Annotated in this window: 25 protein-coding genes; 13 read left to right on the top strand and 12 right to left on the bottom strand. The window is 72.9% G+C overall.

Annotated elements, in window-relative coordinates; translation table 11 throughout:
• Window positions 1–35: 35 nt before the first annotated feature.
• Window positions 36–1,442: a glycosyltransferase 87 family protein gene (locus P0Y31_RS02520; protein ID WP_275866493.1), complete on the top strand. Its 1,407-nt coding sequence runs from the start codon at window positions 36–38 to the stop codon at window positions 1,440–1,442.
• Here P0Y31_RS02520 and P0Y31_RS02515 read toward each other — a convergent pair.
• On the bottom strand, window positions 1,369–3,561 hold the full coding sequence (locus tag P0Y31_RS02515) for a hypothetical protein (protein ID WP_275866492.1): 2,193 nt from the start codon (window positions 3,559–3,561) through the stop codon (window positions 1,369–1,371). The two genes, P0Y31_RS02520 and P0Y31_RS02515, sit on opposite strands and share 74 nt — an antisense overlap.
• A gap of 42 nt (window positions 3,562–3,603) precedes the next feature.
• On the opposite strand from P0Y31_RS02515, the gene P0Y31_RS02510 reads away from it, so the two are divergent.
• Entirely contained in the window at window positions 3,604–4,929 is a 1,326-nt protein-coding gene (locus tag P0Y31_RS02510) for a glycosyltransferase 87 family protein (protein ID WP_275866491.1), read from the top strand.
• Here P0Y31_RS02510 and P0Y31_RS02505 read toward each other — a convergent pair.
• Window positions 4,916–5,536, bottom strand: coding sequence for a TMEM165/GDT1 family protein (locus P0Y31_RS02505; protein ID WP_275866490.1), 621 nt, complete (start codon window positions 5,534–5,536; stop codon window positions 4,916–4,918). The two genes, P0Y31_RS02510 and P0Y31_RS02505, sit on opposite strands and share 14 nt — an antisense overlap.
• Window positions 5,537–5,579: 43 nt before the next feature.
• On the opposite strand from P0Y31_RS02505, the gene P0Y31_RS02500 reads away from it, so the two are divergent.
• The 5 genes from P0Y31_RS02500 to efeB all read left to right on the top strand — a co-directional run bounded on the left by P0Y31_RS02500 (window position 5,580) and on the right by efeB (window position 10,357).
• Complete coding sequence (locus tag P0Y31_RS02500; RefSeq protein ID WP_275866489.1) at window positions 5,580–6,008, top strand: DUF4446 family protein; 429 nt, start codon at window positions 5,580–5,582, stop codon at window positions 6,006–6,008.
• Window positions 6,009–6,014: 6 nt separating this feature from the next.
• Entirely contained in the window at window positions 6,015–6,953 is a 939-nt protein-coding gene (gene pheA, locus P0Y31_RS02495; protein WP_275866488.1) for a prephenate dehydratase, read from the top strand.
• Between the two features lie 74 nt (window positions 6,954–7,027).
• Window positions 7,028–7,879 (top strand): iron uptake transporter permease EfeU, encoded by an 852-nt coding sequence (gene efeU, locus P0Y31_RS02490; RefSeq protein ID WP_275866487.1) that lies wholly within the window; start codon window positions 7,028–7,030, stop codon window positions 7,877–7,879.
• Window positions 7,880–7,937: 58 nt separating this feature from the next.
• Window positions 7,938–9,071 (top strand): iron uptake system protein EfeO, encoded by a 1,134-nt coding sequence (efeO, locus tag P0Y31_RS02485; RefSeq protein WP_275866486.1) that lies wholly within the window; start codon window positions 7,938–7,940, stop codon window positions 9,069–9,071.
• Window positions 9,068–10,357, top strand: a complete 1,290-nt coding sequence (gene efeB / locus P0Y31_RS02480; RefSeq protein ID WP_275866485.1) for an iron uptake transporter deferrochelatase/peroxidase subunit — start codon at window positions 9,068–9,070, stop codon at window positions 10,355–10,357. Before efeO ends, efeB begins: the two co-directional genes overlap by 4 nt.
• Here the strand turns inward: efeB and P0Y31_RS02475 are convergent.
• The 4 genes from P0Y31_RS02475 to P0Y31_RS02460 all read right to left on the bottom strand — a co-directional run bounded on the left by P0Y31_RS02475 (window position 10,350) and on the right by P0Y31_RS02460 (window position 13,435).
• Window positions 10,350–11,051, bottom strand: a complete 702-nt coding sequence (locus P0Y31_RS02475; protein WP_275866484.1) for a phosphatase PAP2 family protein — start codon at window positions 11,049–11,051, stop codon at window positions 10,350–10,352. The genes efeB and P0Y31_RS02475 overlap by 8 nt on opposite strands.
• Window positions 10,988–11,719, bottom strand: a complete 732-nt coding sequence (locus P0Y31_RS02470) for a phosphatase PAP2 family protein (protein ID WP_275866483.1) — start codon at window positions 11,717–11,719, stop codon at window positions 10,988–10,990. Before P0Y31_RS02470 ends, P0Y31_RS02475 begins: the two co-directional genes overlap by 64 nt.
• A complete protein-coding gene (locus tag P0Y31_RS02465; RefSeq protein ID WP_275866482.1) occupies window positions 11,716–12,834 on the bottom strand; it encodes a diacylglycerol kinase family protein in 1,119 nt (372 codons plus the stop codon). The genes P0Y31_RS02470 and P0Y31_RS02465 overlap by 4 nt, the downstream gene beginning before the upstream one ends.
• A gap of 94 nt (window positions 12,835–12,928) precedes the next feature.
• A complete protein-coding gene (locus tag P0Y31_RS02460) occupies window positions 12,929–13,435 on the bottom strand; it encodes a GNAT family N-acetyltransferase (protein ID WP_275866481.1) in 507 nt (168 codons plus the stop codon).
• Between the two features lie 59 nt (window positions 13,436–13,494).
• On the opposite strand from P0Y31_RS02460, the gene P0Y31_RS02455 reads away from it, so the two are divergent.
• A complete protein-coding gene (locus P0Y31_RS02455; protein WP_275866480.1) occupies window positions 13,495–14,805 on the top strand; it encodes a cation:proton antiporter in 1,311 nt (436 codons plus the stop codon).
• Window positions 14,806–14,815: 10 nt separating this feature from the next.
• On the top strand, window positions 14,816–15,364 hold the full coding sequence (locus P0Y31_RS02450; protein WP_275866479.1) for a DinB family protein: 549 nt from the start codon (window positions 14,816–14,818) through the stop codon (window positions 15,362–15,364).
• A 38-nt stretch (window positions 15,365–15,402) separates the two neighbouring features.
• On the opposite strand, the gene P0Y31_RS02445 is transcribed toward P0Y31_RS02450, so the two are convergent.
• Window positions 15,403–16,497 carry a hypothetical protein gene (locus P0Y31_RS02445; RefSeq protein ID WP_275866478.1) on the bottom strand — a complete coding sequence of 365 codons (1,095 nt, stop codon included), beginning with the start codon at window positions 16,495–16,497 and terminating at the stop codon, window positions 15,403–15,405.
• 27 nt (window positions 16,498–16,524) lie between these two features.
• The gene (locus tag P0Y31_RS02440) at window positions 16,525–17,160 is read right to left on the bottom strand and encodes a LysE family translocator (protein ID WP_275866477.1); all 636 of its coding nucleotides are present in this window, start codon (window positions 17,158–17,160) and stop codon (window positions 16,525–16,527) included.
• A gap of 102 nt (window positions 17,161–17,262) precedes the next feature.
• Here P0Y31_RS02440 and serS point away from each other — a divergent pair, with 102 nt between their 5' ends.
• Window positions 17,263–18,519 carry a serine--tRNA ligase gene (gene serS / locus P0Y31_RS02435; protein ID WP_275866476.1) on the top strand — a complete coding sequence of 419 codons (1,257 nt, stop codon included), beginning with the start codon at window positions 17,263–17,265 and terminating at the stop codon, window positions 18,517–18,519.
• 14 nt (window positions 18,520–18,533) lie between these two features.
• On the opposite strand, the gene P0Y31_RS02430 is transcribed toward serS, so the two are convergent.
• Window positions 18,534–19,058, bottom strand: coding sequence for a pyridoxamine 5'-phosphate oxidase family protein (locus P0Y31_RS02430; protein ID WP_275805920.1), 525 nt, complete (start codon window positions 19,056–19,058; stop codon window positions 18,534–18,536).
• Window positions 19,059–19,264: 206 nt separating this feature from the next.
• Between P0Y31_RS02430 and P0Y31_RS02425 the strand changes: the two genes are divergently transcribed.
• The 3 genes from P0Y31_RS02425 (at window position 19,265) to P0Y31_RS02415 (ending at window position 22,809) form a co-directional block, all read left to right on the top strand.
• Window positions 19,265–20,059 (top strand): HAD hydrolase family protein, encoded by a 795-nt coding sequence (locus P0Y31_RS02425; protein ID WP_275866475.1) that lies wholly within the window; start codon window positions 19,265–19,267, stop codon window positions 20,057–20,059.
• A 174-nt stretch (window positions 20,060–20,233) separates the two neighbouring features.
• Window positions 20,234–21,691, top strand: coding sequence for a polysaccharide pyruvyl transferase family protein (locus tag P0Y31_RS02420; RefSeq protein WP_275866474.1), 1,458 nt, complete (start codon window positions 20,234–20,236; stop codon window positions 21,689–21,691).
• A complete protein-coding gene (locus P0Y31_RS02415) occupies window positions 21,688–22,809 on the top strand; it encodes a glycosyltransferase (RefSeq protein ID WP_275866473.1) in 1,122 nt (373 codons plus the stop codon). Before P0Y31_RS02420 ends, P0Y31_RS02415 begins: the two co-directional genes overlap by 4 nt.
• On the opposite strand, the gene P0Y31_RS02410 is transcribed toward P0Y31_RS02415, so the two are convergent.
• Genes P0Y31_RS02410 through P0Y31_RS02400 form a run of 3 tightly spaced genes read right to left on the bottom strand, consistent with a single transcriptional unit; the run spans window position 22,806 to window position 26,919 of the window.
• Entirely contained in the window at window positions 22,806–24,161 is a 1,356-nt protein-coding gene (locus tag P0Y31_RS02410) for a glycoside hydrolase family 55 protein (RefSeq protein ID WP_275867071.1), read from the bottom strand. The genes P0Y31_RS02415 and P0Y31_RS02410 overlap by 4 nt on opposite strands.
• A 46-nt stretch (window positions 24,162–24,207) precedes the next feature.
• Window positions 24,208–25,536 carry a Wzz/FepE/Etk N-terminal domain-containing protein gene (locus P0Y31_RS02405; protein ID WP_275866472.1) on the bottom strand — a complete coding sequence of 443 codons (1,329 nt, stop codon included), beginning with the start codon at window positions 25,534–25,536 and terminating at the stop codon, window positions 24,208–24,210.
• Window positions 25,537–25,539: 3 nt separating this feature from the next.
• Entirely contained in the window at window positions 25,540–26,919 is a 1,380-nt protein-coding gene (locus tag P0Y31_RS02400) for a hypothetical protein (RefSeq protein WP_275866471.1), read from the bottom strand.
• Window positions 26,920–26,947 lie beyond the last annotated feature (28 nt).

The following is a 26,947-nucleotide window of genomic DNA, read 5'->3' as shown; positions in this document are numbered from 1 at the left end:
GCAACGCGGCGGCGCTGACCGGGCGTGTCGCGCTCGTGACCTCGTTCGCCCTCCTCCTCGCGGTGGGACTCTTCGGCCCCAGCGCCGCCAAACCACCTCTCGGGCCGCGCGGCTGGGCGCCCGGTGAGCTGGCCTGGGCGCCGTCCTCGGCCGTGGTCACCGCCCTGCTGTGGGCGGCATACCTGCTCGGCGCCGTGGGCGTCGCGCTCGCGCTGTGGCGCCCGCCCGCCCGGGCCCGGTCGTGGCGCTGGCCCCTCGTGCTGGCCGCCGGCGCCCTGCTGACCGGGCCGTTCGGCTCGGCCGACCACACCAACTACGCGGCCTACGGGCGGATCGCGGCGCAGGGCGGCGACCCCTACCTCGTGCCGCCCGAGGCGTGGGCCGGGGGCGCCGACCCGGTCACCGGCGCGGTCGAGCCGCCGTGGACGGAGACGGTGAGCGTCTACGGTCCCTTCGCGACCCTGCTGCAGCTGCTGACCTCGCTGGTCGGTGGCGAGAGCATGCGCCAGACCGTGTGGGTCTGGCAGGTCGTCACCGTCGTGGCCTGGCTCGCCGTGCGCTGGTTGCTGCTCCGGGCGGCCGTCGACCCCCGCCGAGCCGACACCCTGTGGATCGCCAACCCGCTCGTCTTCGGCGTGGGGGTGCTCGGGGCGCACCTCGACGTCGTCGCCGCGGCCCTGGCCCTGGCCGCGCTGGTGACGGCGGCCCGCAGCCCCTGGGCCGCTGGCGCCCTCAGCGGCCTCGCCGTGAGCACGAAGATCACCTACGGCGTCGTCGGCCTGGCCGTGGTGCTCGCCTGGGTGCAGCACCAGCGCGACGGGCTCGTGCGGCGGGTGGCCGCGTATGCCGCGGCCGCCCTCGCCGTGGCCGTGCCCCTGCACCTGTGGGCTGGCCCGCACGTCTTCGACCAGCTCGGGCGGGCTCGCCGCTCGGTGTCGCTGGCCACGCCCTGGCGGCTCGTCGTCGAGCTCCTCACGGGTCCGCTGCCGTCCTCGACCGTGCGCAGCCTGGTCTTCGCGCTGGCCACGGTGCTCTTCGCCGCGTTCGTGCTGCTGCTGTGGCGGCTCACCGTCGACGCGGCCCCGGCGACGGTGACCGGGGCGGGGGCCCGCTGGGCGTTCGTGCTCTCCACTGCCTACGCGCTGAGCGCGCCGTACTCGCTGCCCTGGTACGACCAGCTGACGTGGGCGACGCTGCCGGTGCTCGCCGCCGGGGTGCTCGACTACGTGCTGCTCGCGCGCCTGGCGGTCATGGCGGTCGCCTACGTGCCGGGCCGGGTGGTGGCCATGACCCCCACGGTCGAGGACGTGACCCTCACCGTGCGTCGGCGGGTGGCGCCGTATGCCGTGCTGGGGCTGTGGGTTGCCCTCACCGTCGCCTGGCGGCGCGCGTCGCGCCGGTCATCCGAGCCTCGTCCAGCAGCGTCCCCACCGCCACGGTGATGATCAGGGGCACGGCGATCAGCGCCCCGTTGGCGGGGATCGCGACGCCGGAGTCGTTGATGAGGAACCCGATGGTCAGTGTGACGAGCAGGGCGATCAGGCCCGGCCGCAGGGTCGGCGCGCTGTCGAAGGACCGCTGCAGCGCCCGCGAGCCCCACGAGGTCGGCCGCGCCAGCACGTAGATGACGAACACCAGGGCGACCGGCACGAGCAGGGCCAGCTTGTAGTTGCCGAAGAGGATCGACAGGTTCTGCTGGCCCTTCCTCACGATGATGTCGAGGGCGCCGCCGTTGATGATCGAGTCGAAGAACCGCCCGAGGTGCGACTGGCTGTCCGGCGCGCGCAGGCTGTCGAGGAACGCGACGAGCAGGAACAGCCCGGCGGTGACGCCGCCGATGATCGCCCCGCGCCGCCAGGTCATGCGCACTCCGAGGATCGCCAGCACGAGGTAGGCGAGCCCGGGCAGCAGGGCTGGCGGCCCGCCGCCGTCGGCCCCCCAGAACGGCGCACCGTCGACGAAGACCGCACCGAGCCCGACGGTCGCCACGGCGACGGCTGCCAGCACCGTCTGGCCCCTCCGGACGAAGTGGTCGGAGACGGCGATGCAGAGCAGGATCGTCGCGGTGCCGAAGAGGGCGAAGGTCGTGTTGCCCATGCCGTAGTAGCGCCCGCCCACGACCGGCTGCAGGCCCATGAGCGACGACAGCTGCAGGCGCGACCCGGTCATGACGTCGAGGGCGAGCACGGCCATGGTGGCGGCCGACACCGCGGCCATCGGCCCCAGCAGCGACCGGCCCCACGGTCCGAGCAGGGCGATGGTCGAGATCGCCGTGACGAAGAGGGCGACGCTCGCCACCACGGCCAGCATCGGCACCGGGAAGCGCCACCACGGCAGCAGGTTGGCCAGGAACGTCGCGGCCGGCACCGCTGCCGCCGCCACGCCGACCACGCGCACGGTGCGCAGCAGCCGCGTGCGGGTCTCGGCCGAGCCGAAGTCGCGCTTCCAGACCACCAGCACCAGGGCGTAGATCGCGAGCTGGCTGTAGACAACGGCGTTGAAGAACGGTGGCACGAGGGAGTGGACCTCGTGCGAGGCCTGGTCGTAGTCGACGAGGGCGCGCAGCCGCTCCTGCGCGAGGCTCTCGGCGTTGCTGTCGGCAGGTACCCGGTGCAGCGGCTTGCCGCCGAGCTCGCGGGGGACCTCGACGCCGGCTGCCGAGATCAGCGTGACCGTCAGGTCGGCGGCCTGCACGAGACCGGTCTGGCGGGTGGAGGCCGACTTCAGCGTCCCGCTGCCGTAGTGCGGCCCCTTGGCGGCCACCAGGCGGAGCCGTTCCTGGGCGCCGGCGTCCGAGAGGCTGGCCACGACGATGTCGGCCCCGCCGGGGGCCGCCTCGAGCACCTGCTGGATGCGGGCGTCGACGGCCTTGACCTGCTCGGCCCGGCTGGTGGCCGGCGCCTTCTCGCCCTCGGCCACCTCCTCCGGGTCACGGACGGAGCCCACGTCGACGAGCGTGACCGGGCAGCTCGCGAGGGCGCCGGTCAGCGACTCCGGCGCGAACGCGGCATACCGGGGGACCGCGCCACTGGTGAGCGCCGCCCCCACGCCGCCACCGGGGCCGACCGCCTGCACGCACGTGCCGTTGCTGGCCAGGTGCTCGCCGAACAGGCCCGGCCGCGAGTCGAACTTCTTGGCGGCGGCCGCACGCACGTAGTCGTTCCAGCCGGGGACGAAGCCGCTCTCGACGGCCGGGATGGGCGGGCACGGGTCGGTCTTGCTGCGCTCGGGCGACCCGCCCGGACCCGGAGCGGCGGCGCGCTGTCCTGCTGACAGCGACAGCCAGCCGTCGACCGGGCAGGTGTTGGTGTTGACCGAGCGCACCGACAGGGCCGCGCTCGAGCCGTCCCGCAGGAACGACCACAGCGCCGGGGTCTGCTCCGGCGAGACGTCGGTCCAGGTGATGCCGCCGGTCCCGATGAGGACGACCGGGCTGGCGTCCGCCGCCGCGGCCGGGACCTGCGCCGACGCGACTCGACCCACCGGTGCTGCCGACGCCGGTGCGGCCACACCGAGGAGGACGAGGAGGCCGGCGAGCAGGAGGAGGGCACGGCGGATCACGGGGTACAGGCTACGACCACGGCCACACGCAACAATGGGCGCGTGACCTCCGTCCCCCGCAGCCTTGCCCCTGCCTGGCGTGCAGTGTGCCGCTGGCCCGCCGGCGGCCGCTGGGGACTCGCCGCCGCGCTCGTGCTGCTCGCCGCGCTGCCGGTGGTCCTGCGCTACCTCGTCTTCTGGCCCATCGACCAGTGGCAGGTCGACGTCGAGGTCTACCGCGAGGCCGGGGTGTCGGTGCTCACGGGGCGCCCGGTCTACTCGGCGATGACCGAGGCCCCCCAGCTGCTGCCGTTCACCTACCCGCCGTTCGCCGCCGTCATCGCGATCCCCCTGGCGTTCCTGCCCTTCGGCGCCGTCGGCTGGCTGTGGACCGCCGCCCAGGTCGCGGCCACCGCCGCGATCGTCTGGTATGCCGGCTGGCGCCTGATCCACCGCACCGGCACCGGGGTGCCGATCGCCCTGGCCCTGCTGGCGGCGCCGATGCTGTGGCTGCACCCGGTGGCCGACGGCATCCGGTTCGGCCAGGTCAACGCCTTCATGGTGCTGGCCTGCCTCATGGACCTGCGCCGCCCGCGGCCCGGCGTGCTGCGCCGCGTGCCGCCGGGCGTGCTCGTCGGGCTCGCCATGTCGATCAAGCTGACCCCGGGTGTCTTCGTCGTGCACTACCTGGTCAACCGCCGCTGGCGCGAAGCCGCCACCGCCGTCGGCACCGCCGTGGCCGTCACGCTGGGAACCTGGGTGGTGCTGCCCGAGGCGTCGTTCGCCTTCTGGGGCGGTGCCCTCCAGGACCCCAACCGGCTCGGGCCCAACATGGGCACGTCCAACCAGAGCCTGCGCGGGTTCCTGCTGCGGGTCGGCCCCGACGGCACGGCCGGCACCGTGCTCTGGCTGGCCTGCGTGGCCGTGGTCGGGGTCATCGGCTTCCACCTCGCCCGCCGCGCCTGGCTCGCCGGCGACTCGATCAGCGAGGTCGCCATCGTGGGCCTGATGGCGGTGCTGCTCTCACCGGTGGCGTGGATCCACCACCTCCACTGGATGGTCGTCGTCATCTTCGCCGTGCTCGGGTCCGACCCGCTGCGCGACCGCAGGCGGCTGCTGGCTGCGGCGGTGCTGACCGGCTGGTTCCTCTGCCGGATGCCGTGGTGGGGCATCAGCTGGCTCAACCAGCCGACCTGGCCGGAGTTCCCCGGCCGGGTGCTGCAGAACGCCGACACCTTCGGGTCGCTGCTCGCCCTCGCCCTCGTGGGGTGGTCGCTCAGCCGCACCATCCCGCTGCGCACGCACGGTCACCCGCACCACCCCCAAGGCCACGAACACGGCCACCGCCCCCACGGGCGGCCGGGCGCGGTGCCGGTCAGCCGCCGATGACGCCGAGGACCTCGAGGATGCTGACCGCGGCGATGACGAGGCAGACGGTGCCGCCGATGCGCCGGATGGTCGACAGGTGCACCTTGGCCAGCAGCGCCCGCCCGAGCAGGGCGGCCAGTGCCGACACGGCGGCCAGCGCGCCGAAGGCGCCGACGAAGACCGACAGCGGGTCCTCGTAGCGCAGCACCATCGAGGCGGTGAAGAGCTGCGACAGGTCGCCCCACTCGGCGAGGAACAGCACGACGAAGCTGGTGGCCACGGCCTTGAGCCCGGTCGCCGTGGCGGCGCCCTTGTGGGAGAACTCCTCCTCGGTCTCGGCCTCCTCCTCGTCGGCCCTGCCCGCCCCGCGGAGCAGGAGGATGCCGCCGACGAGGAACATCAGCGCCGCGACGACCTGCACGGGGGTGCGTGGCAGCTGCGCGAGCAGGCCGCCCACGAGGACCGCGACGAGGGTCTGGAGGAGGAACGCCGCCGTGACGCCGAGCCACACCAGCAGCGGCCGGAACCGGGTGGAGAGCACCAGGGTGGCGATGAAGGTCTTGTCGGGCAGCTCGACGACGAAGATGGTGCCGAAGACGATCGCTGCCACTGCGAGGTCGAGTTCCATGTCGCCGCGACCCTATCGAGCGCTCGTTGCATAGGCTGCACGCGTGCACCTGTCGGACACCGCCACGACCCTGCTGGGACTCGCCGCAGGTGTGCTGGTGGTGTTCCTCGTGGCCGGGCTCGCCCTGGCGCTGCGCCGCGTCAACCGGCTGGGCGAGGAGGTGCGCAGGCTGAGCCACGCCCGTCCCGTGGGCGCCGGCGACCTCGCGGCGCTGCGCTCGGACCTCGAGCAGGCGCTGCGCCACGTCGCGGTCGTGCGCTACGACGCGTTCGGCGACATGGGCGGCCGGCTGTCCTTCAGTGCCGCGGTGGTCGACGACCACGGCGACGGCCTCGTCTTCAGCTCGATCCACGCCCGGGGCGAGTCGCGCACCTATGCCAAGGGCGTGGTCGGCGGCGGCAGCGACGCCACCTTGACCCCCGAGGAGCAGCAGGCGCTGGCCGCTGCCCGCACCGGCTCGCGAAAGGCCTGACCGTCCGTGCCGCCTGCTGAGACGCCCACCCGCTACGGCTACCTCGGGCCCGAGGGCACCTTCACCCAGATGGCGCTGCACGCCTGGGCGCCCGCCCGGGGTGGGCAGCAGCTGCCCTTCGGGTCGGTGGACGCGGCCCTGGGCGCCCTGCGCTCCGGCGACATCGACGCCGCGATGGTGCCCATCGAGAACTCGGTCGAGGGCGGGGTCAGCGCAACCCTCGACGCGCTGGCCAGCGGCGAGCCGCTCGTGGTCACCGGCGAGGTGCTCGTGCCGATCACCTTCGTCCTCGCGACCCGACCCGGGGTGCCGCTCGCGGACGTCCGCGGCGTCGGCACCCACAGCCACGCCTGGGCCCAGGTGCGTGGCTGGATGGCGGCCCACCTCCCCGACGCGGCCTACGTGCCGACCCTGTCCACGGCAGCGGCCGCCGCCGGGCTGCGCGCCGGGGAGTCCCCGGCATACGACGCCGCCGTCTGTGCGCCGGTCGCGGCGGCCAACCACGGGCTCGAGGTGCTCGCCGAGGACATCGGCGACACGGCCTCGGCGGTCACCCGGTTCGTGCTCGTCGCCAGGCCGGGGCGGCTGCCCGACCGCACCGGGGCCGACAAGACGACCCTCGTGCTCTACCAGCGCGACGACCACCCCGGCGGCCTGCTCGAGCTGCTCGAGCAGTTCGCCGTGCGCGGCATCAACATGTCGCGCCTGGAGTCGCGGCCGACGAAGGAGTCGATGGGGCGCTACTGCTTCTCGATCGACATCGAGGGCCACGTCCTCGACGAGCGGGTCGGCGAGGCGCTGATGGGGCTCAGGCGCGTGTGCGCCGAGGTGCGGTTCCTGGGGTCCTACCCGCGGGCCGACGGCGCCGCGGTGCAGGTCTCCGAGGCGACGCGGGACGAGGCGTTCACCGACGCCCGTGCCTGGCTGCGCAGCCTGCGCGGCTGACCGCCGGCCGACTCCGGCGAGCTGGGAGGGGACCCGGTTGACGCGATGGGTTAGGTAAGGCTTACCTTAATCCCATGTTCGTCAGCAACGCCCTCATCGGCCTCCGTGAAGGCCTCGAGGCCGCCCTCGTCGTCGTCATCCTCATCGCGTTCCTCGTCAAGACCGACCGCCGCTGGGCGCTGCGGTGGGTCTGGTCGGGGGTGGGCGTCGCCGTCGGCCTGTCCGTCGTGCTGGGCGCGTTGCTGACCTACGGCACCCGACGGTTGTCCTTCGAGGCCCAGGAGCTCGTCGGCGGCAGTGCCTCGATCATCGCCGTCGCCTTCGTCACGGGAATGGTGTTCTGGATGCGCTCGGCCGCCCGCACCATCTCTGGCGAGCTGAAGGGCAGGCTCGACAGGGCGCTCGACGTCGGCCCCTGGGCCGTGGCGCTGGTCGGCTTCCTCGGCGTGGGCCGCGAGGGCCTGGAGACCGCGATCTTCTTCTACGCCACCGCCCAGGCCGCGGGCGCAGGCACCGTGCAGCCGCTCCTCGGCTGGGTCGTCGGGCTCGGCGCAGCCATCGGCCTCGGCGTGGCGATCTACCAGGGCGCCGTGCGCATCGACCTCGCGCGGTTCTTCCGCTGGACCGGCGTGCTGCTGGTCCTCGTCGCCGGCGGGATCCTGTCCTACGGCCTCCACGACCTCCAGGAGGCGGCCCTCCTCCCCGGGCTGCACACCCTGGCCTTCGACCTCTCGAGCACCATCGACCCGGGGTCCTGGCACGCCACCCTCCTCAAGGGCATCTTCAACTTCACCCCGGCCACCACGGTGCTGCACGCGGTCGCGTGGCTGCTCTACGTCGGAACCGTGCTGACCCTTTTCCTGCGGCCCCAGGGCCCGCGCCCCTCGGCCCGGCCTTCGGAGCCGGCCGCAGCCCAGGCTGCCTGACGCCTGACCCGCTTCTCCCCCTCCCGCCCACGCGGCTGACACCTTCCCAGGAGCCCAGATGCGCATCACCCCCGTCCACGCTGCCCTCGGCGCGGCCCTCCTGCTCGGCACGGCCGCGTGCGGCACTGACTCGACCGGCGAGCCGGCCGGCGGCAAGGGGCCCATCGCCGTCGAGGCGACAGACACCGAGTGCTCCGTCGGCCGGACCACCGCGCCCGCCGGGACCATCGAGTTCGCGGTCGGCAACACGGGCAGCAAGGTCAACGAGTTCTACCTGCTCGGCGAGGGTGACCAGGTGCTCGGTGAGGTGGAGAACATCACGCCTGGCCTCACGCGGACCTTCCACGTCGAGGTGGCCGAGCCGGGCACCTACACGACCGCCTGCAAGCCGGGCATGAAGGGCGAGGGCCTCCGAGGCGAGTTCACCGTCACCGGTGCCACCGCCGCCGCCCAGGACACCGATGCGAAGCTGGCCGAGGCGGTGGAACGCTACGAGACGTACGTGGGCGCCCAGGCCGACGAGCTGCTCACGCGCACCACCGCGTTCGTCACTGCGGTCAAGGCGGGCAGGGTCGAGGAGGCCAAGAGGCTCTACCCCGTGGCCCGCGGCCCGTGGGAGCGCATCGAGCCGGTGGCCGAGTCGTTCGGCGACCTCGACCCGATGATCGACGGCCGCGAGGACGTCGTCGAGGAGGGCCTGGCGTTCACCGGCTACCACCGCCTCGAGAAGGACCTGTGGGTCGACGGCCTGCAGCCCGACAGCGGGGCCGTCGCCGACAAGCTGCTCACCGACGTCAGGGCCGTCGCGGCCAGGGCCAGGGCGGTCGAGCTCAACCCGCTGCAGCTCGCCAACGGCTCCAAGGCCCTGCTCGACGAGGTCGCCACCGGCAAGATCACCGGCGAGGAGGACCGCTACAGCCACACCGACCTCTACGACTTCGACGAGAACTACCGCGGCTGCAAGGACGCCATCGACGCGCTGCGCCCCGCCCTGGAGGAGCGCGACCCCGAGCTGCTGGCGACGATCGACGCGCGGTTCAGGGAGCTCGACGCGGCCCTCGACGAGCACCGCACCGACCGCGGCTTCCGGCTCTACACCGAGCTGTCGAAGGACGAGGTCAAGAACCTGACCGTCAGGCTCGACGCGGTCAGCGAGCAGGTCGCCAAGGTGGCCGGGGTGGTGGCTGCGTGAACGAGCAGCACGGCGTCACCCGCAGGGGCCTGCTCGGGGTCGGTGCCGGAGCGGCCCTCGCCGGCGCCGTCACCGGGGTGGCCGGCACGTATGCCGCGCAGCGGGCCCACGCCGTGCCCTCGCCGGCCGCGGCCGGCGGCGCCGCGCACGACCCGTCGGCCCCGGTGCCCTTCCACGGCATCCACCAGGCCGGCATCACCACGCCGGCGCAGGACCGCCTCCACTTCGTGGCCCTCGACGTCACGACCGACGACCGCGAGCAGCTCGTCGAGACGCTCAGGGCCTGGACCCGGGCCGCGGAGCGGATGACCGCGGGTGCAGAGGCAGCCCCGGGCGGGGTGGTCGGCGGCGGGCCCTACGGCGTGCCGGAGGACACCGGCGAGGCCTACGACCTCGAGGCCTCGGGCCTGACCATCACCATCGGCTTCGGCCCGTCCCTCTTCGACGGCCGGTTCGGGCTCGCCGACCGCCTGCCCGAGGGCTTCGCGGACCTACCCGCCTTCCGCGGCGACGACCTCGACCCGGCCCGCTGCGGAGGGGACATCGGCATACAGGCCTGTGCGAACGACCCCCAGGTGGCGGTGCACGCGATCCGCAACCTCGTGCGGATCGGCTTCGGCACCGTCTCGGTGCGGTGGAGCCAGCTCGGCTTCGGCCGGACCTCCTCGACCAGCACCAGCCAGGTGACGGCCCGCAACCTGTTCGGCTTCAAGGACGGCACCAACAACCTCAAGGCCGAGGGCCCCGGGGCGCTGGCCGAGCACGTGTGGGTGCAGCCGGAGGACGTGCCCGGGGCTACCTCGTGGATGGTCGGGGGCTCCTACCTCGTGGCCCGGCGGATCCGGATGCACGTCGAGGTCTGGGACCGCACCAACCTGCAGGAGCAGGAGCAGGTCATCGGGCGCACCAAGGGCGTCGGCGCACCGCTCGGCCAGAGGCAGGAGTTCGACACAGTCGACCTGGCGGCCAAGGGCGCCGACGGCCAGCCCGCCATCCCCGAGACGGCGCACATCCGGCTCGCCTCGCCCGAGACCCTCGACGGCGTCCGGCTGCTGCGCCGCGGCTACAACTTCACCGACGGCAGCGACGGCGTCGGCCACCTCGACGCGGGCCTGTTCTTCATCGCCTTCTGCCGTGACGCCGGCAGGCAGTTCGTGCCGATGCAGCGGGCGCTGGCCGGCACGGACGCGCTCAACGAGTACATCGAGCACAACGGCTCGGCCGTCTTCGCCTGCCCGCCCGGCGTGGAGCCCGGCGGCTGGTGGGGGGAGACGCTCTTCAGCTGACGCTGGCGGTCTCGGCCTGCGGCGTGCGGGTGCCCGCCTCGCGGACCCGGTGCCGGTACCAGCCGTAGGCGAGCAGGGCGCAGAGCACCCCGTTGAGGATGCCGACCAGGACGTCGCTCAGGTGGTGGGCGCCGCGGTAGAGCCGCGAGTAGCTCACCAGCAGCGGCACGAGCAGGCACAGCCCGATGACGAGCCGGCGCAGCCACGGCCGCTCGATCCGCTCGGCGGCGAGGAGGGCGAACGAGGTGTAGAGCGCGGTGGAGGCCCCGACGTGCCCGCTGGGGAAGCTCGAGGTCGGCGGCGACGGGTCCTCCGGGAGCACCGGGGGACGGACCCGACCCACCGTGTGCGCCGCCAGCACGAAGATGGTGGCCTGCAGCGAGATGGCGATCGCCGGGACGGCGCTGAACCGCCAGTCACGGGTGCGCCACAGCAGCACCGCGGTGACCACCACGCAGGTCGCGATGATGATCTCGGTGTTCCCCAGCCTCGACCAGATGTCGGTGATGGTGTCCCACAGCGGCGTGCGCGCGCGGTTGAAGTCGGCAGCGAGGCTGTCCTCCCACCGGTCGAGCGCGGCGAGGGGGCCGGTGACGAGCAACCCGAGGCCGACCACCACGCCCCAGAGGGCTACGCCGGGGCCGACGGCCCGGGTGAGGAGGTCACGGCCGTCTTCCCGATGAACCCGATCCATGAGGAGAAGGTAATGCCAAGTCCGAGCAGAATGCCTGCCAGGACGTCACTGGGGAAGTGCGCGCCGAGGAACATGCGGTCGAAGCCGACGACGACGACCGTCACCGCAGCCAACCCGACAGCCACCCGGCGGGCGGTCTGCGACAGCAGGGGCCACAGCAGGAAGACGAGCACCGAGCACCACACGGTGATGTTGAGCGCGTGCCCGGACGGGAACGAGTAGCCCGACGCGTGCGAGACCGGGTCGTCGACCACGGGGCGGGCCCGCTGCACCAGCAGCTTCGACGCCCACCCGACGAACCACCCGACCATCAGCGTCGAGAACGCCCACAGCGCGCGGTTGCGCAGGTCCTTGGCCAGCCAGGCCCACAGGCAGACGAGCGTGCCGACCAGGTGCAGCCACTTGGGCTGCGTCACCTCCTGCACCACGACGAAGAAGCCGACGAGGTCGTTGGAGCGGGTGAAGTCGGTGGTGCGACGGATGACGCCCTCGTCGAAGCTGATCAGCGGGTTGAACTGCTCGCGGACCAGCAGGGCGAGCAGGGTGACCGGCACTGCCGCAGCCAGGGCAAGGGCCACGGCCCGGAGGGCGCGCACGCCCCGGGAGGGCCGGCCCGTGGCGGGGGGCTGCGCCGACTTCGCGGTCGACGCCGACCCGGAGGCGGTCACGACTCGACCGCTCCGACCCGCACGATCAGCGAGCGGGGCAGCACCTCCGCACTGATCGCCCGGGCCTCGCCGATCGGGTCGCCGTCGAGCTGGACCTCCTGGGGCCGGTCGGCTCGGACCTGCACCTCGGTGGTGGTGTAGTGGTCGACCCGGGGGTGCCCCCGGCGGCGGCGGGAGGCGAGCCGGGCGGCGACGGCCGCCCACCCGACGATGCCCTGCGGCGAGAGCGCCACGAGGTCGATCCGGCCGTCGTCGACCTCCGCCTCGGGCATGAGCACCAGGCCGCCGAGCAGCTTGCCGCAGTTGCCGATCACGACGGTGCGGGTGCGACGGCTGAACTCGTCGCCTTCGGCCGTCTTGACGCGCACCTTGAACTGCGGGCCGCGCAGGTTGCGGAAGCCGGACACCACGTACGCGGGCCAGCCGACCTTGGCCTTCAGCTTCTCGGGGGCGCCGGCCATGATCGCGGCGTCGAAGCCGAGACCGGCCATGACGAGGAAGATGTGGCACTCGGGGCGCTCGTGCTCGCCGGACACGTCGACGGTCAGGCGGCCCACGTCGACCCGCTTGTTCTGGCCGGTGAGGGCGACCCGCACCGCGTCCTCGAGCGAGTCGACGGGCAGGTCGAGGTTGCGGGCCAGCAGGTTGCCGGTGCCGCCGGGCAGCAGCCCCATCGGCGTCTCACTGCCGACCAGTGCCTCGGCCACCGCGCGCACGGTGCCGTCACCGCCGAGGGCGCAGACGACCGTGGCGCCCTGCTCGAGGGCCTCCTTGGCCTGCCCGGTCCCCGGGTCCTTCTTGGTGGTCTCGATGAACCGCGGCTCGTCCCACCCGAGGTCGCGGCAGACCTCGCCGATGCGGCGACGGACCGCCGGCAGGTCCTCGAACTTCGTGGGGTTGACGACGATCGCGGCCTGGCGGCGCGACGTGTCGCCCTCGGCGTGGCCCTCTGGCCGGAACTCGTTGCGGTGGGGCCTGCGACGCCAGCTGCGGCGTCCGCGTTGCACCCCGCCGGGGGCCGACCCCGATGACGAGGCGGCCGCGACCAGCCAGGCCAGCGCGAGCACCAGCGCGATGGCGCCGATCGCGATCCACCCAGCGTTCTCCTGAAGCACAGCGTGACGCTACCCCACGGTAGCCGGGTGCGCGCCGCCACGGCTCGCCGCTGCCTGCCGCCCGTGCTCCGGGCCCCGGCGTGGGCGCGCTCGCTCACACCCTCCGGCGGTAGGCCAGCAGGCTGACGCCGGGCACCGGCTCCCAGTCGCGCTCGGGATCCCGGGTGAAGCCGAGCCGCTCGTAGACCCGGTGGGCCTGCGCCATCGAGGGCTGGGTCGACATGGCCAGGCCGCCGAGCCCGAGCTCCCGCGCCCGGTCGATGCACCGGCGCACCAGGGCCTCGCCGACTCCTTGGCCGCGGGCCTCGTGGGCCACGGCGAGCATCCGGAACTCGCCCTCGTCGGGTCCGGCCAGCTCGGAGTAGGAGCTGTCGGGGTCGGCGAAGGTCACGGAGCCGAGCACCCTCCCGGACCCGTCCTCCGCGGCCACCCACAGCTCGGCCTCGCGTGCCCGGCTCTCGGCATCGGCGAGGACCTCGGCGTAGGCGAGCCCCGGCGGGAGGTGCCCGTCCTCGACGTAGGCGCGGACGGTGATCTCGCCGACCGCCGCGTAGTCGGCGGGGGTGGCTGGGCGCACGGTGAAGGCCAGGGCGTCGGACATGCCGCCATTGTGCTCGGGCCAGCCGCGCGGCGGGGGGAGCGCGGTGAGAGGGTGGGCGCATGTCGGCAGACCTCGTCTACCTGGTGGGCGGCGTCTCCCTGCTGCTGGCTGTGGTGCTCCCGTCCGCGCTGCAGCGGGCCGCGCTCTCCGCCCCGCTGGTGCTCGTCGGGGTGGGTGCCCTCATCGGACTGCTGCCGATCGTCGAGGGCGAGCCCTTCGACCCGGCCGACCACCGCGCCGTCATCGAGCACGTCACGGAGGTCACCATCCTCATCGCCCTCATGGGGGTGGGGCTGGCGCTCGACCGCCCGCTGTCGTTCCGCGACCGCGCGGGCTGGCGCCGGTGGTCCTCGACCTGGAAGCTCCTCGGCATCGCGATGCCCCTGACCATCGGTGGGGTCGCCCTCCTCGGCTGGTGGGGCCTCGGCATCGCCCCGGCTGCCGCCCTCCTGCTCGGAGCCGTCCTCGCCCCGACCGACCCGGTGCTGGCCTCGGACGTGCAGGTCGAGGGCCCGAACGTCGACGAGTCGCCCGACAAGGTCGACGAGGAGGACGAGGTCCGCTTCGCCCTGACCTCGGAGGCCGGGCTCAACGACGGGCTCGCCTTCCCCTTCGTGTATGCCGCGGTGTTCCTCGCGGCCGAGGGCGCGGTGAGCGGGTGGGGGCTGCAGTGGCTGGCCTGGGAGCTGGTCGGGAAGACGCTGCTGGGCGTGCTCGTGGGCGTGGGCGTCGGCTGGGTCCTCGGCAACGTCGCCTTCCGTTCCCGGGCCCGCTCGCTGCGGGTGGCGGAGACGGGTGAGCCGCTCATGGCCCTGGCGGCCGTGCTGCTGGCCTACGGCGCCAGCGAGGTGGTGGGGGGCTACGGCTTCCTCGCGGTGTTCGCGTGCGCCATGACGGTGCGCTCGGCCGAGCGGAGCCACGACTACCACGCGCTGATGCACCAGGTCATCGAGCGGCTCGAGCGGCTGTTCACGCTGCTCGTCCTGCTGTTCCTCGGCATCGGGCTCACCCACGGCCTGCTCGCCCACCTCGACTGGCGCGGGGCGCTGCTGGGCATCGCCCTGGTGTTCGTCATCCGCCCGCTGTCGGGGTGGCTGGCGCTGTCGGTGGGCACCCGGGGGGTGGGCGACCGTCGCAAGGACCGGCTCGAGCGTCGCGAGCGGCTCGTCACCGCGTTCTTCGGTGTCCGGGGGGTCGGCACCGTCTACTACCTGGCCTACGCCTTCGGGCAGACGACCTTCCCCGAGCAGCGCTGGCTCTGGTCGACGGCGACCTTCACCATCGTCCTCAGCGTCGTGGTGCACGGCATCGCGGTGACCCCCGTCATGCGGGCCCTCGAACGGCACCGCTCGTCGGTCGGCCGGGCGTAGCGTGGCCGACATGACCCGTGACGTCGACGTCCCCGAGCCGGTGCCCGTCGAGCCGGACACCAAGGACTGGACCTGGACGCTGCGCGAGACCTGCCCCGAGTGCGGCTTCACGGCCAGCGAGGTCGAGGGCCCGGAGGTCGCCGACCGCATCGCGGCCCTGACCGACCCGTGGCAGGAGGTCCTGGACCGGCCGGACGCGACCACGCGGCCGGAGCCGGCCACCTGGTCGCCCCTGGAGTACGCGTGCCACGTCCGCGACGTGTGCCGGGTCTTCACCGAGCGTGTCGACTGGATGCTGCGCCAGGACGGACCGGCCTTCCCCGACTGGGACCAGGACAGCGCCGCCGTGACGGGTCGCTACCACCTGCAGGACCCGGCCACCGTCGCCCGTGAGCTCCGCGAGGCGGCCGAGGACGTGCGTGCGGCCTTCGCGAGCGTCGAGCCCGACCAGTGGCAGCGAGCCGGCCGGCGGAGCAACGGCTCGACGTTCACCATCGAGAGCCTCGGGCAGTACATGCTGCACGACCTCGCCCACCACCTGGTCGACGTGAGCGCCTGACGCGCGCACGCGGCATACCCACCGTGTGTGCCGTGCGCTCAGGCAGCGCTCGCCGCGGCCGGCGCGCCGGCCGCGCGGACCTCGTGCACCGGCCAGAAGTGGTCGTGCAGCGTGGTGATGAGGCTCAGCAGCACGACGAAGAAGAAGGCGGCGCCGGCGTCGAGGCGGTCACCGACACCGCCCAGCAGCCAGTCGGCGAGGACGACGAGCCCGATGTTGACCGCCACCCGGGCCGCGAAGGCGCCCGCGAGCGACTCGACCGAGCGTGCGGCCCGCGCCGCCCACAGGGCGATGGCGGCGTTGACGACCACGAAGGCGGTCAGGCCGAGGAACAACCGGAACCCGCTCACGTCGGTGCTGGGCAGCACCAGCGCGAAGATGACGCTGATGAGCCCGACCAGCACCACCTTCTCCAGGGTCGGCACCGACAGCAGGCGGTAGTGGGCGGCCACCCAGGCCGCCCGCTCGGCCGGCTCGTCCATCTGCGTCGGCAGCGGCTCGGCGCGCACGCGCCACGGCCAGTCGGCCGGGCGCAGGCGCGGGCGGACCCCGAACCAGAAGCCGGCCAGCAGGCCGAGCACGCCGAGGACGACGAGCGGGCCGAACCAGGGGACCTCGGCCACCGTGTCGGTGAAGTCGAGCTGCGCGATGTGGATCCACCACTCCTGGGGCAGCTTGACCACGACCCAGATGAGCCCGGCCGTCCACAGCCAGGCGCGCAGCCCCAGGCGCCTGGGGTCCCATCGCAGCCGGATGACCTCGTAGGCGATGAAGTAGTACTCGAAGGTGTTGGGGAAGACGAGCAGCAGCGGCCGCCACTGGGTGACCTCGAAGAGCAGCACCCCGACGAGCCGGTAGAAGTAGAGGAACCGCCCCACCTCGAAGGCGGGCGAGGACGTCCAGTTCCGCAGCATCGACAGGTAGGCGACGCACAGGTAGAAGACGTCCATCGCCTTGTCGTAGCCCTGGTAGCCGGGCGGGTCGTAGCCGAAGGCCTGGAAGATGCTCTGGTCGATGCCGTCGAGCACGAGGCAGGCGATGAGCGCGGGTAGCGGGAAGCGCGGGATCAGCAGTGGCAGCAGGAACCGGCCGCCCACGACGGCGAGGAAGACGAGCTGGGTCCCGGTGTCCATGACCGTGCCGCCGACCTCGCCGGGCCGTCAGGCCCGCTGGGGCCCGCCGGTGAGCAGGGCGGCGCCGCCCAGCGCCAGGTAGACCGTGCCGCTGACCCAGTGGCTGCGCCGCATCACCCTCGGCCGTCGCGAGAGCCAGGCGCCGATCGCCCCGGAGGTGAGGGCGTAGAGGGAGTCGAAGGTGACGCCGATGACGACGAACACCCCGCCCAGCACGAGGGCCTGGCCGGCCACCGAACCGGCCCCCGGGTGGATGAACTGCGGGAAGAAGGCGAGGAAGAACAGCGCCACCTTGGGGTTGGTGATGCCCACGAGGAAGGCGTCGCCGAAGGCCCGGCGGCCGCTGACCGGCGGGGGCGTCTCGAGGCTGAAGCGGCCGCGCGAGCGCAGCTCGCGCACCGCGAGGAAGACGAGGTAGGCCACCCCGGCGTACTTCACCACCGTGAACGCCACCGCCGAGGACGCGATCACCGCGGTGAGGCCGAGGGCGGTGAGCACCACGAAGACGGCGGTGGCCGTGGCGACGCCGAGCGTCGAGGCCAGGGCCGAGCGGCGGCCCTGGGAGATGCCGCGGCTGATGATGTAGAGCAGGTTCGGCCCCGGCACCAGCACGAGGGCGGCCGCAGCCGCGGAGAAGGTCAGCAGGGTCGTCGCTGAAGGCATGGTGGCTCCGGGGGCAGGCGCGGTGGTGCTCCTCGCAGGATGGCACCCGAGCGGGCCGGCTGCCACGAGTTTCGCCCCTCGAGCGGCCGATAGGCTTGCCCGGTGATCGACATCAAGCTCCTGCGCGAGGACCCCGACCGGGTCCGCGCCTCCCAGCGTGCCCGTGGCGAGGACGAGGGGGTCGTCGACCAGATCCTCTCGGCGGACGAGCGACGCCGGTCGTCCCTGACCGAGTTCGAGCGGCTGCGGGCCGAGCAGAAGTCGATGGGCAAGCAGGTCGCGCAGGCGCAGGGTGAGGCCAAGCAGGCGCTGCTGGCCCAGACCAAGGAGATGGCGGCGAAGGTCAAGGAGCTGCAGGCCGCCGCGTCCGAGGCCGAGGAGCTGCTCGACACCCTCGTGCGCCGCATCGGCAACGTCATCGAGCCCGGTGTGCCCGTCGGCGGCGAGGACGACTACGTCGTGCTCGAGACCGTCGGTGAGCCGCGCACCTTCGACTTCGAGCCCCGCGACCACCTCGCGCTCGGCGAGGCCCTCGACGCCATCGACATGGAGCGGGGCGCCCGGGTCGGCGGCTCGCGGTTCTACTTCCTCAAGGGCGTCGGAGCCCGGCTCGAGATCGCGATGATGAACCTCGCGCTCGCCCAGGCCGTCGAGCACGGGTTCGTCCCCATGATCACCCCGACGCTGGTCACCCCGCAGGTCATGGGCGGCGCCGGCTTCCTCGACGCCCACGCCGAGGAGGTCTACCGCCTCGAGGCCGACGACCTCTACCTCACCGGCACCTCCGAGGTGGCGCTCGCGGGCTACCACACCGACGAGATCCTCGACCTCTCCGACGGAGCCAAGCGGTATGCCGGGTGGTCGACCTGCTACCGCCGCGAGGCCGGGTCCTACGGCAAGGACACCCGCGGGATCATCCGCGTCCACCAGTTCAACAAGCTCGAGATGTTCGTCTACTGCCGTCCCGAGGACGCCGTGGCCGAGCACCAGCGGCTGCTGGACATGGAGAAGGACATGCTCGCCAAGATCGAGGTGCCCTACCGCATCATCGACACGGCGGCGGGTGACCTCGGTGGCCCGGCCGCCCGCAAGTACGACTGCGAGGCGTGGGTGCCGACCCAGGGCAAGTACCGCGAGCTGACCTCGACGTCGAACTGCACGACCTACCAGGCGCGCCGGTTGAACACGCGGTACCGCACCGAGAAGGGCACGCAGACGGCGGCGACCCTCAACGGGACGCTGGCGACGACGCGGTGGCTGGTGGCGATCCTCGAGAACCACCAGCAGGCCGACGGGTCGGTGGTGGTGCCGCAGGCGCTGCAGCCCTACCTCGGCCTCGAGGTGCTCAAGCCGGTCTAGCCGGTTCGCCGGGTCTAGCCGGTGACGTCGGTGCGGAACCGGTAGCAGGTCTGCGCGTGGGGCGCCTTGGCGAACGAGAGCACCTTCGCCGGTCGCACGGAGAAGACCTCGGCGGGGTTGTTGCCGGGCTCGAAGACGGCGTCGTCGGAGTCGAAGTCCCAGTCCGAGCCGTACTTGTCGCGGAAGGCGTCGGCGACCGCCCTCAACCGGTCGGCGCCGAGCACTCGTTCGGCGGACCCCTCGACCACCACGTCCAGGCCCTGGGCCCAGGTGTTGCGCCCCGTGGTCACGGCGACGTGGGCGTTCCCGGCGAGGTTGTGCGCCTTCTGCTCCCCGAACCCGGTGCAGAAGGCGAAGGCGCCCTCGTGCCACACGCCGACCAGGGGGGTGACGTGGGGCCGGCCGTCCTGGCGCACCGTGGTGATCCAGTAGAGCTCGGCCTGCTGCAGCGCCGCCTCGGTCATCGCCCAGGGGGTCTCGGTGGCCTCCGGCTCGCTGAAGCGGGTGTCGATGTGCGCGGTGGGCGCGGTGGTGGTCATCAGAGCCTCCTCGGGGGCGGTCGGGACCTCGGGCCACCTCCAGTGAACTGCGGCTCGCGCTGCCTGCGCACCTGCGTTTCGGGCTAGTCCGGCCACCGGCCGTCCCCGCGGATCGACCTGCTTGTGCCCGCACGAGCCACGCGACTGACGTAGATTCAGCGGTCCGGACCCTTCACACCGGTCCCATCACCGATGCAGGGAAGGCCATGCCGCAGCGACTCATTGCCCTCGACCTCGACGGCACCACCATCACGCACGCGGGCGAGCTGCGCCCGGCCGTCTTCGAGGCCGTGCGCGCGGTCGCCGACGCCGGGCACCACATCGTGGTGGCGACGGGACGCTCGATCGTGGCCACCACCCCCATTCTCGACATGCTCAAGCTCACGAGCGGGTATGCCGTGTGCTCCAACGGCGCGGTCACGCTCAAGCTCGACCCTGACGAGCCGCAGGGCTACCAGATCATCGACACGGTCACCTTCGACCCCGCCCCGGCCCTGGAGCTGCTGCGCGACTCGTGGCCGGACGCGGTGATCGCCGTCGAGGAGCTCGGGGTGGGGTTCAAGCTCAGCGCGCCCTTCCCCGACGGCGAGCTGCAGGGCGAGCTGCGCGTCGTGCCGTGGGAGGAGCTCGTCGCCGACCCGGTCACCCGTGTGACGTTCCGCAGCCCCACCGGGACGAGTGAGGACTTCGAGGCGCTCGCCGAGCGCATCGGCCTGCACGAGGTCAACTACAACGTCGGCTTCACCGCCTGGATGGACATCAACCCCGAAGGGGTCTCCAAGGGCTCGGCCCTCGAGCTGCTGCGCCGCACGCTCGAGGTCGAGCCGATGCACACGGTCGCCGTGGGAGACCAGCGCAACGACATCGAGATGCTCAGGTGGGCGGCCTGGGGCGTCGCGATGGCCAACGCGCCCGAGGAGGTGCAGGCCGTGGCCGACGACGTCACCGGCCACGTCGACGAGGACGGCCTCGTGCCGGTGCTCCTCTCGGTCCTGCAGTAACGGGACAACCCGTATCTGTCGCATCTCGTGCCGCATTTTCGGACGAGGTGCCGGCGCAGGGCGCTGGGTTAGGGTCGCCGGGACACGTGCGGACGCCGCACCCCCGGAACGACCGACCGGAGCCACCCGGGCCGGTCGACCTCCCGGCAACCGCGTGCTTCCCGAAGGGGCGCTATGGGGAATGGCAACCGTCCTGAGCCGGCTTCAGGGCCGACTTCAGGGCCGGTCTCAGGACCGGAGCAGGGCACCGGCGGACCAGAGCTCCGGGTCCTGCTGGAGAACGGCGAGTACTGGCTCAACAACAAGGGCGACCTGGCGATCCTCGACATCAGCGTTCGCCGGGTCGCCGAGCGGCTGCCGCAGGCCCGGGTCGGGGTGCTCACCTCCGCCCCGGCCCTGCTGAGGGCCTACCAACCCGACGTCGACCCGATCTGCTTCCAGCGGGCCGGCCGCTGGCCACGGCGCCGCCGCGCAGGCACGCCGCTCAGGCTCGCCGGGCCCGAGCTCAGCGGCCCGGTGATGAACGGCTGGGACGCGGTGACCGCGCTGCCGGCCCGACTCGCCCGGCGGGTGTGGGGCCAGCCGGCGCCGCGCAACCCGGCCCGTGGCCCGGCCCTGGCCCGCGACGGTGGGACCGTGCCCGACGCCGTGGCCACGGCGTCGGTGGTCGTCGCCATCGGCGGGGGCTACCTGACCGACATCGACCGGTTCCAGACCAGTCGCACCCTGGCGCTCCTCGAGCTCGCCACCGACCGCGGCATCCCCACGGCGATGACCGGGCAGGGCATCGGGCCGCTGCGCGACCCCTACCTGCTCGAGCACGCCGCGCGGGTCCTGCCCCGGGTCGACCTGATCGCGTTGCGCGAGGGGGTTCGCGGCCCGGGCCTGCTGCGGTCCCTGGGCGTGTCCGACGACCGTGTCGTGGTGACCGGCGACGACGCCGTGGAGCTCGGGTGGTCCACCCGGCGAGACGCTCTCGGCCACGACATCGGCCTGTGCCTGAGGGTTGCCGAGTACTCCCCGGTCGCCGCCGCGCGCCAGGCTGCGGTGGGTCGCGTCGTGCGGGAGGTGGGCGCCGAGACACGGGCCGGGCTGGTGCCGCTCGTCGTGTCCGAGCACGAGTCGGAGGACCGGCGCGCCACCCTGCCCCTGCTGGAGGGCTACCCGGGCGCGGCGCCGCCGCTGGGGCGGTTCGCCAGCGCACGGTCGCTGTCGACCCGGGTCAGCCGGTGCCGGGTCGTCGTCACAGGCGCCTACCACGTGGCCGTGTTCGCGCTGTCGCAGGGGATTGCGGTCGTGGGGCTCTCGACCTCCCGCTACTACGACGACAAGTTCGACGGTCTCGCCGCCATGTTCGGGACCGGCGTCGAGCTGGTGCGGCTCGACGATGACGGGCTCGAGGACCGGCTCCGGGACGCGGTGCGACGGCAGTGGGCCGCTGCGCCGCAGTCGAGGGCGGCGCTGCTGGACCGCGCGGTGGCCCAGATCGACGCCAGCCACGCCGTCTTCGACCGCATCCGCGACCTGGCGCAGGGCAGGGAGCGCAGCCCCTCCACCCCGGCTCATCCGGGTGCGGGGCTGCGGACGCCCCCCACTCCGCCGGGAGGTGCTGGGAAGTCGGAGGGGCCGTGAGCAGGCCCCGTGCGGCCCTGGTCCACGAGCGGTTCACCGAGGTCGCCGGATCCGAGCACGTGGTCGAGCAGCTGTCGGCGCAGTGGCCCGACGCGCGGGTGCACGTCCCGATCGCGCGGCCGAGCGGCATACCCTCCTCCCTGCGCGCGGTGACGCGGACGACGTGGCTCGACCACCTGTACCGAGCGGCCGGCCAGCGCTCGCACGCCCCCCTGATGCCGCTGATGCCTCGTGCGTTCCGGGGCATGGACCTCGACGGCTCCGCGGTGGTCGTCATCAGCCACCACGCCTTCGCCATGCAGGCGGTGTTCGCCACCAGCGCTCCCACGGTCGTCTACGTGCACAGTCCCGCGCGGTGGGCATGGGACGACTCGTTGCGCGAGGGGGAAGGAGGCGGCCGGGTCGGCGGCACGGCACTGGCCCTGCTGGCGGCGTCCGCCCGTCGCGCCGAGCTCGCGGCGGCCCCCCGTGTCGACCGCATCGTGGCCAACTCGACGGCGGTGGCCGGGCGCGTTCGACGCTGGTGGCAGCGTGACGCGGTCGTGGTGCACCCGCCCGTCGACACCGAGGCGTTCACCCCCGAGGTCGGCCTGCGTCGCGAGGACTTCTTCCTCCTGGCCGGACGCCTGGTGCCCTACAAGCGGCCGGACCTGGCGATCCGGGCCGCGAATGCCGCCCGGGTCCGCCTCGTCGTCATCGGTGACGGCCGGAGCCTGGCGCACTGCCGCAGCATCGCCGGACCCACGGTGAGCTTCCTCGGCCGGGTGCCCCACCACCAGCTCGTCGACGCCTACCGGCGCGCGCGGGCGGTGCTGATGCCGGGCGTGGAGGACTTCGGCATCGTGCCGGTGGAGGCCATGGCCTGCGGCACGCCGGTGATCGCCCTCGGCGACGGCGGCGCCCTCGACAGCGTGAGGGACGACGTGACCGGACGGCTGGTCCCACCGGGCGCCGACGAAGACTTGGTGGCCCGGTTCGCCGACGCGATGGTCCGCTTCGACGCCGGGACCTACGACCCGTCCGTGATCCGCACCCACGCGGAGACGTTCTCGCGCGCACGGTTCCGCACGGAGATGCAGCAGGTGGTCGACGAGGTCGTGTCCGGTCGGTGGCGCTAGGCCCGCGGGCGCAGGTCGCCCAGTGACTCGGTCTTCAGCTCGCCATCCGTGGAGACGGTCACCCTCCAGTAGATGCCGTTCTCGTCCCTGAGGATCGGGCCCGTGTCGGCTCGCTCCGCCAGCCAGGCGCCGCTCGGGAGGATCGCCGACAGCACCCTGCCGTCCGGGCCCTGGGCCTGCAGGAGGTCCTCGCCCTCGGTCGCCCGGGCGACGACACGGCCGGTGAGCTCCGGCCCTGACATACGGCTCCTGCCCATCACGTTCCAGCGGTGAGGGAACGTCGCGGGGTCGACCTCGAAGGCGGCGCTCGAGACGAGGTTGACCGCAGTGCCCTCGGGGCAGCCCTCGGGGTCGATGCGCAGCTCGATGGGGTAGGGGTCCGTGTCGGGGTCGAAGCGCACGTTGGCCAGGTAGGGCTGCCGGCAGTGCACGAGGTCGAGGCACAGCCGGCGCGCCGCTATCTTGCAGTTGACCAGGCCGAGCTGTGACGGCCCACCATGGTCGCGGCGACCGATCGTCAAGGCGGTGTCGGCGCCCTCGAACCACACGTTGGTGAGCCACCAGTCGTTGGCGGCGCCATCGATGTAGATGTGTCTCTGCGTCGTCCTCGGGTCCCGGTCGGACACGAACTCGACGTTCGTCAGGGACAGCCCCGCGTTGTAGTCGTTCCCGGTTCCCAGCACCCCGGTGTGGTTGTTCGTGAGCTTGGAGGACGTCACGAAGTTCTGGATGCAGGACGTGACGATGCCGATGCCGAAGTTGTTGATGTCGCAGTTGAGGAACGCGGTGCCCCCCGTGTTGCGCTCCAGCACGACCCCCCGCTGTCCGGTGAACCGGGGGTGGTTGTCGCTGAGGTGGTTGCCGCGGAGGACGACCGAGTCGAAGGAGCACCGGAAGGACCCCGACAGCCGGACGGCCGTCGCCCCGGGGCCCGTGACGTAGATCCCCAGGCGGGCGAGGGCGACCCGCTGGCGGTCGCGGAGGGAGATCAGCGTCCCGTCACCCTCGTAGACGATCGTGGACACGTCACCGCCGTCGCCGGTGACCGTGGAGAAGTCGGGCAGCTCCGGCCACTGCGTGACGAGGTAGGTGCCGGCGGGGAGGTACAGCACGACGGGACCCTCGCCGGCCCGGCACGCCCGGGCGATGGCCTCGGTGTCGTCGGCTCTGCCGTCCCCCACGGCGCCGAAGTCACGGACGTTGCGGGCCGCGGAGACATCCGACCGTGCGGCCTCGGACGCCCCGGTGCGGGCGCGGTTCATCGGTGGCGAGGACGCCACGAGCGGCAGCGTCGCCGCGGCGCCGAGGGAGGCGGCCAGCAGCCGTCGACGGTTCACCCACTCGTCGGGCATGGTCACACCTCCAGCGTCATCGGGGGCTGCGGGACGTGTCATCGGGCTAGGGGATGTGCACGAGGCCGACCTCGGCCTCCACCGCACCCGGTCGCCGGAGGCGCATCGGAAGGAACCGGCGGGTGAAGGGCGTGACCCCCACCACGCCGACCAGCCCCTGCCCCGCGTCGCTGTACCACTGCCAGGCGTCGCGGACCGTGGTCGAGCTCGTGCCGAGCTCGACCACGGCGACGGTGGCGTCACAGTGGGTGGACAGCACCAGGGCCGTGCCATCGGCCAGGACAGGCGACGCGTCGACCACGATGCAGTCGAAGCTGGTCTCGAGGCGGGCCAGGAGGCCCAGGAAGGACTCGGATGCCAGGAGGTGGGGTGTGGCGGCGTCGACAGCGCCGAGCGGGAGGAGGGTGAAGCCGGCGTCGACCCAGGGCAGGTCGTCGAGGGGCGTGTACTCCTCGCGCAGCCACTCCGCGACACCGGGGGAGGAGCCGGTGTCCAGGCGCTGGGAGAGCCCTCCACCGGAGATGTCGGCGTCCACCAGCACCACGCGCCTGCCGCTGTGAGCCAGTGCCTTCGCCACCAGCACGGCCGCACAGGGAGCGGAGCGCTCGGAGAAGCTGGTGAACAGCAGGGCCATCCGGTCCCCTCCGCCGTGGGCGGCGAGGAGGCGTGCACGCAGGATCGACACGTGGCGGCCGCGATCGCGGCTGCCCTCCGAGATCGTCGCCAGGACGGGCACGGGCAGGGCCCTGGCGAGCTGCTGCGACGTCCTGATCGTGCGGTCGAGCCGGTCACGGAACAGTGCGGCCAGGCAGCCCGCGCCGAAGCCGACGAGGAGGCCGACCGCGAGCAGCCGGGTCCTGCCGGGGCCGTTCGGCTCGGTGGGGGTCCGGGCCGGGTCGACCACCGTCGCCTCGGCGAGAGGAGCCGCGTTCGCCGTCGTGCTCTCCATCTCACCCACCAGCCGGCTGAACTGCACCGCCGCCGCCTCGGCGACCCGTCGCGCCTGTTCGGGCGTCGAGTCGGTGGCCGAGATGTCGAGCAGCATCGTGGCCGGGGGGAAGGTCGCCTCCAACCGGTCCTGGAGCTCCCTGGCCGAAAGGGGCAGGCGGAGCTCGTCGACGACCCGCTGGGCGACGGTCGAACCGGTGGCGACCTGGGCGTAGGAGGCGATGCGCTGCTGGGCGGCCAGGGCGCCCTGGAGGGAGTCGTTGACCGAGGTGCCGGTGGCCATCGAGACGTAGAGCCGCGTCGTCGAGGTGTAGGTCACCGACCGGGAGGACGTGTACGCCCAGGCCAGGCCGAAGCCAGCCAGCGTCAGCAGCGCGACGACCAGCCACCGACGACGCAGGGTCCTGAAGAGCTCGCTCAGCGCCATGGGTCAGCCTTTCGCCGTTGCGGCTGTGACAGTGCGGTTCCCGGACGGGGCCGACCCGGTGGCGGGTGCCCTCTCGAGGGGTCTGCGGTACTCCCGGACCACCATGTCGATGACCCAGATGACCACCGCGAGCTGGAGGGCCTTCCCGCTGACCTCCATGCTCCCGAGGATGCCTCTCTCGAAGAGCGCGGGAGGTGCGCTCAGCGCCAGGCCGAGCGACAGGAAGAAGATGTGCCTGGCCTGCAGCGCCCTCACCACGAGGAGGAGGAGGACGAAGGTGAACAGGACTCCCACCGCGACCCCGGCGTAGCCCCCGAGGACGTACCCCTCGTTGATGTTGCCCTCGGCCAGCGAGACCGACACCGACGTCATGTCGAGCGATGACCCGCGGACCTCGCGGGCCCAGGCGCTGCCCGACTGCAGCTTCTCCGCACCGGTGAGCTGCTCGGGCACCAGGCTCAGCACGCTGTGCCGCAGGACCTCCGTCGGCGCGAGCCAGGTGCGGCCGCTCATGTAGTAGCTGTCCGTCGCGGCCTCGAGCAGGTCGAACCGGCGCAGGAGGCTGAGGTAGGGCTGGACCAGCTGCGGGTAGTTCGCGTTGGCGACCAGGGCCGAGGACCGCTCCTGGTCGGTCTGCTTGATGCCCTGCAGCCATCCGAACCCGACGATCGCCAGGCAGGAGATCGCCAGGATGGCGACGACCCGCAGGCGCGTCCACCCGAGGATGGCGAAGCGGATCCCGATCGCGAGCGCGGCGCTCATGACCGGCGTCTTGGACTCGACCGCCACGGTCCACAGCAGCTCGACGGTCAACAGGGCGCCGATGACCGCGACGGTGACACCGCGCCGAGCCGGGCGCAGGAAGATGATCAGCCCGAGGGCGCCGACGGAGGCGAGCTGCGCCACGAAGCTCAGGATGGCGTTGGGGCTGTCCAGGTCACCCGCCGAGCCCGCGGCGCCGGTGGCGTACGTGACGACGCGTCCCACCAGGCCCACCGCATAGACGGTCCACAGGGTGGGGACGAGGTCGATCGCGGTGTCCTGCCGGCGGTGCGCCCCCCGCGGGTGTCGCCGCCCCCAGGCCGCGAAGGCGACCACGGCGGCCGCGTAGACCCACAGCCCGAAGGCGACCGGCTGCAGGACCACGGCGATGCCGTGGTCGTAGCCCAGGACCGCGAGCCGCGGGTCGGCGACGTTGTCGGCGTACTGGGGGCGCGGCTGGACCCACAGGAGGAGGGCCGGCCGGGCCAGGTAGGACAGGCTCCAGTAGGCCGCCTGGGCGATGAGGAACACCCTGGCGATGCCCTGGACGTGCACCGCGGCGATGGTGATGGTGACGAGCGCGGCGGCCACGAGGGCCAGCTCGAGCCCACCAGCGCTCACGGTGGGCCACCCTGCTCGCGTGAGGGCA

The sequence above is a fragment of the Knoellia sp. 3-2P3 genome (genome assembly GCF_029223115.1).
In the GTDB taxonomy this organism is placed as follows: Bacteria; Actinomycetota; Actinomycetes; order Actinomycetales; family Dermatophilaceae; genus Pedococcus_A.
The sequence above is the reverse complement of the archived record's forward strand: the minus strand, read 5'-3'. Positions and strand labels throughout refer to the sequence as shown.